Below are 12697 nucleotides of genomic sequence, written 5' to 3' on the forward strand. Positions count from 1 at the left end.
TTCGGGGTTTTTCTATTTTATTTTTAAACAATGAGATAAAAACCATATGCTCATTGGGTTATTACTCCAACTAATGTTAAGATAGAGTTGTTATTTTGTGTAAAAACAGGTCTTTCCTCTATGCAATATACTCATTTTGATGCCATTGTGATTGGCTCTGGTCCCGGTGGGGAAGGAGCGGCAATGGGGTTAGTGAAACAAGATAAAAACGTTGCAGTGATAGAACGTTATAATAATGTCGGTGGTGGATGTACCCATTGGGGAACTATTCCGTCGAAAGCTCTCCGTCATGCCGTCAGCCGTATTATCGAATTTAATCAAAATCCCCTCTACAGTGATAACTCCCGCATTCTTCGTTCCTCATTTTCTGAAATACTGCGCCATGCTGAAGTCGTTATTAACCAGCAAACCAAAATGCGCCAAGGGTTTTATGAACGCAATCGGTGCCGAATGTTTTCTGGAGAAGCAACACTTATTGATGAGCATCGGGTGAGTGTGCGTTATGCCGATGATAGTGTTGACGTATTGAGTGCGGACAAAATCATCATTGCCACTGGTTCCCGCCCTTATTGCCCTCCTGATGTCGATTTTACCCATTCCCGTATTTATAACAGCGATACCATACTGCAACTGGATCACGAACCGCGCCACGTGATTATTTATGGTGCAGGGGTGATTGGCTGTGAATATGCTTCTATCTTCCGGGGATTGGGTGTTAAGGTTGATTTGATCAATACACGTGATCACCTGCTCTCTTTCCTTGATCAAGAGATGTCTGATGCCCTGTCCTATCACTTCTGGAATAGTGGCATTATCATCCGCCACAATGAAGAATACGAAAAGATTGAAGGTGTTGATGATGGTGTGATTGTTCACATGAAATCCGGCAAGAAAGTTAAAGCAGACTGCCTTCTGTATGCCAATGGCCGAACGGGTAATACAGATACGTTAGGGTTGGAAAATGTCGGATTGGAAACAGATAGCCGGGGCTTACTCAAAGTTAATCGCGTCTACCAAACCAGCAATAAAAATATCTACGCAGTTGGTGATGTCATCGGTTACCCGAGTTTAGCTTCAGCAGCCTACGATCAGGGTCGCATTGCGGCAAAAGCAATGACGACAGGAGAAGCTGATCTGCATCTGGTGGAAGATATCCCAACAGGGATTTATACCATTCCTGAAATCAGTTCTGTTGGCAAAACAGAGCAGCAACTGACCTCAATGAAAATTCCTTATGAGGTAGGACGTGCTCAATTCAAGCATCTGGCAAGAGCACAGATTGCAGGTATGAATATCGGCAGTATCAAGCTCCTGTTCCACCGTGAAACAAAACAGATTTTGGGTATTCATTGTTTTGGCGAGCGGGCCGCAGAGATCATTCATATCGGTCAGGCCATAATGGAACAAAAAGGTGAAGGCAATAATATCGAATATTTCGTTAATACAACCTTCAACTATCCAACAATGGCCGAAGCTTACCGTGTTGCAGCACTCAATGGGTTAAATCGGTTATTTTGATATTTTTCCGAGTTCGTCTAAATAATTGCCCATTTTAGTTCGGATCGCCTCTGCCAATTGCTCATAGCGACCACGCAGAGGTGAACCGGGACGATAAACCAATATAACTGAACGTTGAGGTTCCGGCTCTTTGCATTCCAGATAACAAATACCATCACGCTTACCCTCTTTTGGAACTGCTAAGGCAGGCAGCAAGGTAATACCACTCCCTGCTGCCACCATATTACGCAACGTTTCCAGACTGGTTGCCCTGAAATGCGTATCTTCTTTAGCACCGGCCTGAAAACAGAACCCCATCGCTTGATCACGTAAACAGTGCCCATCGTCCAGCATCAATAACTTCTCGCCGGATAACTCACCCATTTTGACTCGATCCCGCTCTGACCATTTATGGTCTTCATATACGGCTAATTTCATTGGCTCGTCAAAAAGCGGTACTTCAATAAACGCTTCTGTTTCTTTCACCAACGCCAGAATGGCACAATCAAGCTTTCCACTATCTAACTGTGCCAGCAGGCTTTGAGTCTGAGCTTCATGCAGGTACATTTCCAATTTAGGAAATAATCTATGCAGTTCAGGAATGATAAGAGGAAGGAGATAAGGGCCGATTGTTGGGATAAGGCCAATATGCAGCGGCCCGGACATATTTTCTCCTTGAAGGGAAGCCATTTCCTGCAAGACCTTCACTTCCCTCAATACGGTTTTGGCCTGCTCCACCAGCAACATACCCTGTTGGGTGAATAATACCTTGCGGCTCGTGCGCTCCAGCAGCATCACGCCCAAATCATCCTCAAGTTTACGGATTTGCCCGCTTAATGTTGGTTGACTGACATGACAAGCATCAGCAGCCCGGCGAAAATGCCGATGTTCGGCAAGTGCTACAAGATATTCCAGATCGCGGATATTCATTCCCAACCTCAGCATTTGATATCAATGATAGTATTGATCAATGAATCATTATATCCACGAGAAGAAAAAACTATCAACCAATGGTAATTATTCGTGTTTTTATCTAAATCGCTGCTTCGCCTGAGCAACCGCTTGCTTCACTTGTTCATGTGCAACACCACCTTTTGCCAGACGCTTATCCAGACAAGATTGCAGTGATAAAACGTCATAAACATCCACAGAAATGGCATCACTGAATTTTTGCAATTCAAGCAGAGAAAGCTCTTCCAGCGCCTTACCTTTAGCAATGGCAGCCACTACAGTTTCACCGACAACATGGTGTGCTTCACGAAATGGCACGCCTTTTGCGACCAGATAATCGGCTAATTCAGTCGCATTGGCATACCCTTGCTTTGCCGCCTCTTCACAACGAGTCTGTTTTACTTGAATGCCATCCAACACCAGCGCCGCCATATGCAGGCAATCCAGCCATGTATCCAGTGCATCAAACAAGCCTTCCTTATCTTCCTGCATATCTTTATTGTAAGCGAGGGGAAGCCCTTTCAGCGTCATCATCATACCGGTCAAGGAACCCTGAACCCGCCCGCATTTACCACGAATAAGTTCCAACGCATCAGGGTTTTTCTTTTGTGGCATCAAAGAAGAGCCAGAAGTGACCCGATCTGATAATTCAATAAATCCGGCTTCTCCGCTGTTAAAGAAAATCAGATCTTCGGCGAAACGGGAAAGGTGAATCATGCTGATGCTTGCACCTGACAACAGCTCCAAAACATGGTCGCGATCAGAAACACTGTCCAGACTGTTGCCTGTCGCCGAAGCAAAACCAAGCCATGATGCCAGTTGTTCCCTATCGATATCATAAGCAGTTCCAGCCAGCGCACCACATCCCAACGGGCTGACGTCCAACCGTTTCAGTGCATCTTGCAAACGACTTTCATCACGGGCCAACATTTCCACATAAGCAAGACACCAATGAGCAAACGTGATGGGTTGCGCCCGCTGCAAATGGGTATAACCCGGCATTACTGCATCCTGATTATTCTCAGCCGTGATCACTAACGCCTGTTGCAACTCGACAAGTGCTTTCTGAATATGGGCAATCTGATCTTTGCACCATAATTTCAGATCAGTTGCGACCTGATCGTTACGGCTTCTCCCCGTGTGAAGTTTTTTACCCAAATCTCCCACTTTCCCGATAAGTTGCCCTTCTACCCAACTATGAATATCTTCCGCATCGCTTTGTAAAATGGCCTTGGGGTTGGTTCGCACTTCATCCAATAGCTCGTTCAAAGCCAGTTCCAGCTTTTGTTGATCTCCTGAAGTTAATACTCCTACCGTAACTAGTGCTTTTGACCATGCTACCGAGCCTACAATATCCTGCTCTGCCAAACGATAATCAAAACGCAGTGAATCGTTGAATTGCTTGAACTGCTGATCGGCTTCCTGACTGAAACGCCCGCCCCAAAGTGCCATAATATCGTTCCTGTTCTATACCCGTCGTCTTTCAAGTTGCAGCTTTGTTGGCTGCGCTCACTCACCCCAGTCACATAGTTAGCTATGCTCTTGGGGATTTATTCTCTTGCCGTCGCGCTGCATCTTGAAATCCATTGGGTATATCTAATTACTGTTGATTGCCAAGAATTGGTTATCACTATTTTTTGCTGTTCAGCGCACGAATGCGTGAAGAAAGCGAATACAGGCGGATAAAACCTTCGGCATGACTGTGGTCATACACCTCATCTTCACCAAAAGTGGCGAACTCTTCAGAATAGAGGCTATAGGCAGATTTTTTCTGCACTGCTGTCACCTGTCCTTTATACAGTTTCAGAACAACTTCACCGCTGACACTGACAGCCAACGTTTCAGCTGCGGCTTGAATTGACCGACGCAACGGAGCAAACCAGCGTCCGTCATAGACAACATAAGACATCTCCAATCCCAGCTGCTGACGCCATTTGAAGCTATCGCGATCCAGAACCAACTGTTCAATGCCACGCAACGCTTCCATCATGATGGTTCCCCCCGGTGTTTCATAACAACCACGGGATTTCATGCCCACCAAACGGTTCTCTACAATATCAATCCGGCCAATGCCATGCTTAACCCCCAACTCATTCAGCGCGTTAAGACACTGATACGGTGAGAATGCCTGACCGTTCACACCAGCCACTTCACCTTTTTCAACTGTCACCGTGACATATTCTGGTTCATTCGGTGCATCTTCGGGTTCTGCTGTCCATACCCAACAATCTTTATTGGCTGCATTCCATGTGCTTTCCAAAACACCACCTTCGGTTGAAATGTGCCATGCGTTTTCATCGCGGCTATAGATTTTTTCCAGCGTCGCGGTAGTGGGAATATCACGCACTTTCAGGTAATCCAGCAATGCCTCACGGGAACGCAAATCCCATTCCCGCCACGGGGCAACCACTTTCAGATGTGGTGCCAGCGCGGTATACGTGCTTTCAAACCGAACCTGATCATTACCTTTACCGGTTGCACCGTGGGCGACAGCATCCGCTCCCACTTTCAGAGCCAGTTCAACCTGAGCCTTGGCAATGATTGGGCGAGCCATTGATGTACCAAGCAGATAGCTACCTTCATATAACGCACCCGTTTTCAGCACGGGATAAACATACTCTTTGATAAACTCTTCACGCAGATCGACAACGTGACATTCAGAAGCACCGGAATGCAATGCTTTCTGCTCCACACCATCCAAATCTTCACGACTTTGCCCAACATCAGCAACAAATGCGATGACTTCACAATTACCATAATTCTCTTTCAGCCACGGAATAATGGCGGAAGTATCTAAACCACCTGAATATGCCAGAACGATTTTTTTAATATTTTTAGTCATAGAAGTAACCTTTTTAATTACGCCAGAATTCGTGTGCCAACGGGTATGCCATTAAATAAAGCAACCAACTGCTCTGCATGTCGCCAACTCGCAATATCCACGGGTTGCCCAAGTGTTTTTGCCGCATCCAATGCTGCTTTTACTTTCACTATCATGCCGTCGGTAATAATGTCCTGTTCAATTAACTGTTCGATCCTTTCCGCCGTGGCTTCCGGGATTTTTTGACCTTTTCCATCCAGAATTCCGCTGACATCAGACAAAAAAACCAAATCCGCATTTAACACCTGAGCGATGGCAGTTGCCGCCTGATCGGCGTTCACATTCATTAATTCACCATGTTCGGTGATACCGATTGAGCTGATAATCGGTATATAGCCCACATCCAGCAAAATTTTCAGGAGATCGGGTTTCCCCGGCAGCGCTTTTCCTGTGTGCCCAAACTCTTTATCAAGTTGGGATACCTTCACAACGCCTCCGTCTCCCAGACATAACCCAATAGCGGGTAAACGGAGCTTTGTTGCCCATGCCAACAACTTTTTGTTAGCAGTCCCTGCCAATGTGCCTGCAATAATGTCGATTTGATCTTCAGGCGTGACCCGCAGTCCCTGTTTCTTCAAAATGGGTAACTGCAATTTCTGCATCATCTCATCAACCAAACAACCACCACCATGCACAATAATCAGCTGACGTTTATGAGTTTTTCGGTATAACTGCAACGTAGTAAATAACCGCTCCAGCGCTTCTTCATTGTCTAATAACACACCACCCAACTTGATAACTAACGGAACCATCGGCTTTATCCTCTGTCAGTATTAAATTTGTCGGAATCTTAATTTTTCGGAATGAACTTAAAGCAACGCCTGCGTTTCTTCATACCCAAAACGAATATTCATGCACTGCACCGCCTGTGCTGCTGCACCTTTCAACAAATTATCCTCAGCACCCACGATAATCAGATGTTGCCCCTGAACAGCAAAACCAATATCGCAGAACGGCAAACCAACGACAGCTTTCAACGCGGGGAATCCTTCGCTGTATAAACGAACCAGTGGTTTATCGTGATACGCATGCTGATAAGCTTCACTAACCTGTTCTTCTGTTACACCGGATTTCAATTTGCAGGTGATTGTGGCCAAAATCCCACGTGAAAAATTGCCCAAATGAGGTGTAAAGATCACGTCAGTGCCTAAATGCGTTGCAATTTCAGGTTGATGACGATGATTAAAAACACCATAAGGCTGCAAACTCACTTCACAAAAGCTGTTGATGATTGATGCCTTCCGCCCTGCGCCGCTGACACCACTGACCGCATTGATGACAGGCCAATGCCCGGTATCCAGTAAATTTTTTTCAAGCAATGGCTTCAATGAAAGTTGGGAAACAGTGGGATAACATCCGGGAACCGCAATCAATCGTGCTTGCTTGATTTTTTCTGCCTGCCACTCTGCCAGCCCGTACACAGCTTGCGCTAACCATGCGGCATTTTTATGCTCGAACCCATAGTATTTTTTATAAAACTGTGTATTTTGTACTCGGTAGGCACCTGATAAATCAAACACAATACAGCCCGCTTCCAGAAATAACGGTGCAATGTCATGACTGACTTCATGAGCAGTTGCGAGGAAAACCACATCAATACCTTTCGCTGCTTCAAACGCATCAGTCAATGGTTGTAAGGACAAATCAAGGATGCCCTTATATTGCGGATGAAGTTTTGAAAAAGGCTTTCCCGCATCTGAACTTTGAGAAGAAACCATCAAGCCGGAGATGTGGACATGGGAATGACGTTGCAGATATGCTGCTAACTCAGCTCCGGTATAACCACTGGCACCAACTATCAGTGTATTCAGCATGGGATTTATTCACCTTATAGTGTTAACCAACGATATAATTGCATTTGTATGCAATTAATTTGCATGAATATTGATACTATTATGAGTAAGGGCTGTCAACAGTGAATATGAAATTACCGGCATTTATTAAGTTATATCATCAGCTCATTGCAGCTCCATCTATCAGCGCAAATGATGCTGAACTAGACCAAAGTAATGAAGTTGTTATCAATCTACTGGCGGAATGGCTAAAAGAGATTGGTTTTTCGATTGAAATTCAACCCGTCCCTGAAACCCGGGGCAAATTCAATCTACTGGCAACATTGGGTAGTGGTTCAGGTGGTTTGCTGCTATGTGGTCATACGGATACCGTCCCTTTTGATGAGGGATGCTGGACACAAGATCCATTCACACTGACAGAGCGCGATGGCAAGTTATATGGTCTCGGCACGGCGGACATGAAGGGATTTTTTGCCTTTATCATTGATGCAGTACGGGATATTGATGTCAGCAAGCTGTCTCATCCCCTTTATATCTTGGCTACTGCTGACGAAGAAACATCAATGGCAGGTGCGCGTTATTTTGCTGCCAATGCCAACATTCGGCCTGATTTCGCTATCATAGGCGAACCCACATCATTACAGCCAATCCGCGCCCATAAAGGGCATATGGCCCAAGCAATCCGTATAGAAGGAAAATCAGGGCATTCCAGTGATCCGGCACGAGGCGTCAATGCTATTGATCTGATGCACGAGTCCATCACCCAGCTGATAAAACTACGTAATACTTTGCAGGAGCGTTATCACAATCCGGCTTTCGTCATTCCTTATCCCACCATGAATTTCGGTCATATTCACGGCGGAGATGCCGCAAACCGCATTTGTGCCTGCTGTGAATTGCATATGGATATCCGCCCGCTTCCCGGACTGACCTTGCAGGATTTGAACGGATTGCTGAATGACGCACTGGAACCCGTGAAACAACGCTGGCCGGGACGCCTGAGCGTGACAGAACTTCACCCACCAATTCCGGGTTATGAGTGCCCGACAGACCACAAACTGGTTGGCGTGATTGAAAAATTGTTGGGAACAAAAGCGGATACAGTCAATTACTGTACGGAAGCGCCCTTTATTCAGGAACTGTGCCCGACATTGGTCTTGGGACCGGGGTCGATTGAACAGGCGCATCAGCCCGATGAATTTTTGGACATAGCATTTATTGAACCAACAAGAAAACTACTTTCACAGCTTGTAGAGCATTTTTGTTTGGATGGTGGTTAACTTTCACTACATATAATAACCTCAGTGAGTACATTGAAGCTTTTCGTTTTGTCTCTATTAAGAGTGGGCCGAAAATGATTGGGACCGTGGTCCCAATCCAGACCGCTGGGGATAGGAAGTCGGTTACTTCCCGCTGAACACCCCCGCTTTGGCATCCGCCGGTTGAGTAGAGGCATGGCCGCTGACTAACGGCGCCTTGCCATCAACGAGTTGTTTCGCCGCGCTGGCTAACAGACCGCCTGCCGTAATGCTCGTATTGACGCGACCGCCACTCCGATAATGCTGACCGCTGACGCCTCCTGGCTGACTTTGCTCCCACCGAGTTCCACCTTGCCCTGTGGGCTGCGGATCGCGCCACCGATCAGTTGGGTTTGGCCACCGATTTGCAGCGCCATGCCGTTCTTACCGGTGATAGCCGATTGCTCGCCACATTCCCATGTGCCACCCCAAACATGAATTTCTTTCCTGATCATTTTGAATATTCCTCATTGGGAATAAGACATTTCTCGATTGACTAAAAACCCAGCTTCAACCATTCTATTTGGACATCTAAACGGATAGACATATAAACATTTAAGCATCTAAACGTAAGCGGATATCACAAAAAAGATCCGATTGTTCACGAGGGCACAGGGTATGAGTTTTTTCCATGCAAATCAGCGAGAAGCGCTGAATCAGAATTTGGCTGAACTTGAAGGGCAGATTCGAGTTTCCTTTGAATTCTTTCCACCCAGCACTGCTGAGATGGAACAAACCCTGTGGAAATCTATTGATCGCTTAAGCAAGCTGAAACCTAAATTTGTTTCCGTCACCTATGGTGCCAACTCCGGTGAGCGTAATCGTACCCACAGCATCATCAAAGGAATCAAAGAAAAAACTGGCCTTGATGCAGCGCCACACCTGACTTGTATTGATGCCAACCGTGAAGAACTGCGCACCATTGCCCATGATTATTGGCAAAGTGGCATTCGTCATATCGTGGCATTGCGGGGCGATTTACCTAATAATGGTTGTAGACCAGGAATGTATGGTGCTGATTTAGTTGAGCTATTAAAAGAAGAGGCGGATTTTGATATTTCCGTTGCGGCTTACCCAGAAGTACATCCAGAAGCGAAAAGCGCGCAGTCAGACCTGATTAATTTAAAACATAAAATTGACGCCGGAGCTAATCGCGCCATTACCCAATTCTTTTTTGATGTGGAAAGTTATCTCCGTTTTCGTGATCGTTGTGTCGCAACGGGGATTGATGTAGAAATTGTGCCGGGGATTTTGCCTGTCTCGAACTTTCGTCAACTACAACGATTCGCCACGATGACTAACGTCCGCATCCCAAGCTGGATGACCAGAATGTTTGAAGGATTGGATGACGACCCGGAAAGTCGCAATTTAGTGGGAGCATCTATTGCCATGGATATGGTGAAAATTCTCAGTCGTGAAGGGGTGAAGGATTTTCATTTTTATACACTGAATCGAGCGGAATTGAGTTACGCCATCTGCCATACACTGGGTGTTCGCCCTGCATAATTGCATTGTTTCGTTGATGGGAAGTTTCGTTGTTGAAAAATGGAAATAAAAAAGCCGAAAAGTTCCCCATTCGGCTTTTATTATTTTCATAAAATCAAACATTAACCTGTATTGCGCATCCCAGCCGCCACACCCGCAATTGTCACCATCAGCGCCTGTTCAAGGTGCGGATCAAGGTCTTCCTGTTGACGGGAGCGTTGCAACAATTCCGCCTGTAGTACGTTCAACGGATCCGTATATACATTACGCAACGCAATAGATTCCGCAATCCACGGCAAATCCGCCATCAATTGCTCATCCTGCGAGATTGTCAGCACTGTTTTGATATCCTCTGCAAGCTGGTTGCGCAGTTTAATTCCAAGAGGCCACAATTGCGGCTCTACCAAACGTTGGTCGTAGTATTCCGCCAGCCATAAGTCCGCTTTGGCAAACACCATCTCCAGCATGGCAATGCGGGTATTGAAGAAGGGCCAGTTGTGACACATATCGGTTAATGCCGACAGTTTACCTTCGTCAATCACCTGTTGCAGCGCCGCGCCAGCACCCAGCCATGCCGGTAACATCAGGCGGTTTTGTGTCCATGCGAATATCCACGGGATCGCCCGCAGGCTTTCGACTCCGCCTGTTGGACGTCGTTTCGCCGGACGTGAACCCAATGGCAATTTTGCCAATTCTTGTTCTGGCGTTGCCGCACGGAAATAAGGCACAAACTCGGGTTGCTCACGGACGTAATCTCGATACATATCGCAGGAAACATCCGAGAGAGTTTCCATGATCTGGTGCCATTCTGCTTTTGGTTCCGGTGGTGGCAGCAAGTTTGCTTCCAGAATCGCACTGGCATACAGCGCCAGACTACTTATCGTCACCTGCGGTAAGCCAAACTTAAACCGAATCATTTCCCCTTGTTCCGTTACGCGCAATCCCCCCTTCAAACTCCCCGGTGGTTGGGAGAGCAAAGCAGAGTGAGCAGGAGCGCCACCGCGACCAATCGAGCCGCCGCGTCCGTGGAACAGAGTCAGCATAACACCTTCTTCTTCACACACTTTGATCAAGGCATCCTGCGCCCGATATTGCGCCCAGGATGCTGCCATCACGCCCGCATCTTTCGCAGAATCAGAGTAACCAATCATCACCATCTGCTTACCTTTAATCAGATCACGATACCATGCGATACCCAACAGTTGCCGGATAACCATTTCCGCATTGTTCAAGTCTTCAAGGGTTTCAAACAACGGAGCAACAGGCAATGACAATGAGCTGCCCGCTTCTTTCAGCAACAATTTCACTGCCAGCACATCAGAAGGCACTTTCGCCATGGAAATAACATAAGTGGCGATCGCATCTTGTGGCGATTCCGCGATAACTTTACAGGTTTCAAACACCTCTTGAGTTTCTGGGTTTGGCTGCCAATCACGCGGTGTAAGAGGCCGTTTCGAATTCAATTCGCGCAGTAAAAATGCCTGTTTCTCGGCTTCAGGCCAGCTTGCATAATCTCCCATTCCCAAATATTGCGTCAGTTCCGCAATCGCATCGGTATGGCGGGTACTTTCCTGCCGAATGTCAATGCGCACCAGACACAAACCAAAGCAACGAATGCGGCGCAAGGTATCCAACAGTTGCCCATTTGCGATAATTTCCATACCGCAGACTTTCAGCGATTGATAACAGGCATACAATGGCTGCCATAACTGTTCGTTATGTAACAATAAATCTGCCGGTGGCAGAACTTTTTCACCTTTAAGGCGTTTCTCCAGATAAGCCAGCGTGTTATTCAATTGTGTCCGCAACTGCTTAGCAATCTCACGATAAGGCTCCAGAACCCCACCGCCCACCATTTGGCGTAGTTCAGGCGTACACTCAGACATAGAGAGTTCAGAAACTAAAATTTGAATATCTTTCAGGAATAAGTCTGCCGCTTTCCAACGGCTGAGCAGCAAAACATGACGGGTAATTTCAGCAGTAACATTAGGATTACCATCACGATCCCCGCCCATCCAAGAAGTGAAACGAACCGGCACCGCTTCTACTGGCAAATTATAACCAATGGATTCTTCCAGTTGTTCATTGAACTCACGCAGAAACGCCGGCACACCTTCCCACAAGCTGTTTTCGACAACAGCAAACCCCCATTTTGCTTCATCAATCGGGGTTGGGCGGATTTTGCGGATTTCATCGGTATGCCATGATTGAGCTATCAACTGACGCAGCCGACGCATGATGTTATTGCGTTCGTAATCCGCCAAATCGTCATGATCAAGTTGTGCCAAACAACCATTAACTTCAACCAATTTGTGAATCAAAGTACGACGGGCAATTTCTGTTGGATGAGCCGTCAGAACCAATTCAATTGCCAGCTCATTAACGGCGTTGGCCAAATCATCGTTGCTGAATTGTTTGTCTTTAAGACGATTGAACAATGCTGCCAACGCTACCGGATTACTCGCAGCTTCACCGTGTGGTGAAATGCTGTGATATTGTTCAGCGACATTGGTCAGATTTAAAAATTGGTTAAAAGCACGGGCAACGGGCAGGAGTTCATCATTGGATAAATTTTCCAGTGTCGATAAAAGCTGCTGACGATGGGCCTCATTACCTGCTCGGGATGATTTGGATAGCTTCCTGATCGTTTCAACTTTATCAAGAATATCTTCTCCCAAAGCCTCTTTGATAGTGTTGCCCAGCAACTTACCGAGCATACTGACATTACTTCGCATTGCGGAATATTGTTGATTCATGTGGTTTCTGGCCTTGTGTTGCTGTATGTCACCCAT

The 12697-nt window shown here is 46.4% G+C and carries 10 protein-coding genes; 3 read left to right on the forward strand and 7 right to left on the reverse strand.

Annotation, left to right across the window (positions count from 1 at the left end; all coding sequences use genetic code 11):
• The first annotated feature begins 120 nt into the window (after positions 1–120).
• Positions 121–1518 (forward strand): Si-specific NAD(P)(+) transhydrogenase, encoded by a 1398-nt coding sequence (sthA, locus tag AC5JQI_RS18425; protein ID WP_493913192.1) that lies wholly within the window; start codon positions 121–123, stop codon positions 1516–1518.
• Here sthA and oxyR read toward each other — a convergent pair.
• From oxyR to argC, 5 genes are all read right to left on the reverse strand, one after another.
• Positions 1510–2427, reverse strand: a complete 918-nt coding sequence (gene oxyR / locus AC5JQI_RS18430) for a DNA-binding transcriptional regulator OxyR (protein WP_493913193.1) — start codon at positions 2425–2427, stop codon at positions 1510–1512. The genes sthA and oxyR overlap by 9 nt on opposite strands.
• 99 nt (positions 2428–2526) lie before the next feature.
• A complete protein-coding gene (gene argH / locus AC5JQI_RS18435) occupies positions 2527–3900 on the reverse strand; it encodes an argininosuccinate lyase (RefSeq protein WP_493913194.1) in 1374 nt (457 codons plus the stop codon).
• Positions 3901–4078: 178 nt separating this feature from the next.
• On the reverse strand, positions 4079–5290 hold the full coding sequence (locus AC5JQI_RS18440; RefSeq protein ID WP_493913195.1) for an argininosuccinate synthase: 1212 nt from the start codon (positions 5288–5290) through the stop codon (positions 4079–4081).
• Positions 5291–5307: 17 nt separating this feature from the next.
• Positions 5308–6081: an acetylglutamate kinase gene (argB, locus tag AC5JQI_RS18445; RefSeq protein ID WP_493913196.1), complete on the reverse strand. Its 774-nt coding sequence runs from the start codon at positions 6079–6081 to the stop codon at positions 5308–5310.
• A gap of 57 nt (positions 6082–6138) precedes the next feature.
• Positions 6139–7143, reverse strand: coding sequence for an N-acetyl-gamma-glutamyl-phosphate reductase (argC, locus tag AC5JQI_RS18450; protein ID WP_493913197.1), 1005 nt, complete (start codon positions 7141–7143; stop codon positions 6139–6141).
• 101 nt (positions 7144–7244) lie between these two features.
• On the opposite strand from argC, the gene argE reads away from it, so the two are divergent.
• A complete protein-coding gene (gene argE, locus AC5JQI_RS18455; RefSeq protein WP_493913198.1) occupies positions 7245–8402 on the forward strand; it encodes an acetylornithine deacetylase in 1158 nt (385 codons plus the stop codon).
• A gap of 227 nt (positions 8403–8629) precedes the next feature.
• Here the strand turns inward: argE and AC5JQI_RS18460 are convergent, their stop codons facing one another.
• Complete coding sequence (locus AC5JQI_RS18460; RefSeq protein WP_493913199.1) at positions 8630–8875, reverse strand: hypothetical protein; 246 nt, start codon at positions 8873–8875, stop codon at positions 8630–8632.
• A gap of 163 nt (positions 8876–9038) precedes the next feature.
• Here AC5JQI_RS18460 and metF point away from each other — a divergent pair, with 163 nt between their 5' ends.
• On the forward strand, positions 9039–9926 hold the full coding sequence (gene metF / locus AC5JQI_RS18465; RefSeq protein ID WP_493913200.1) for a methylenetetrahydrofolate reductase: 888 nt from the start codon (positions 9039–9041) through the stop codon (positions 9924–9926).
• 101 nt (positions 9927–10027) lie between these two features.
• Here the strand turns inward: metF and ppc are convergent, their stop codons facing one another.
• Positions 10028–12661 (reverse strand): phosphoenolpyruvate carboxylase, encoded by a 2634-nt coding sequence (gene ppc, locus AC5JQI_RS18470; protein WP_493914729.1) that lies wholly within the window; start codon positions 12659–12661, stop codon positions 10028–10030.
• Between the last annotated feature and the right edge of the window lie 36 nt (positions 12662–12697).

The organism is Xenorhabdus sp. XBWT, from assembly GCF_059072735.1.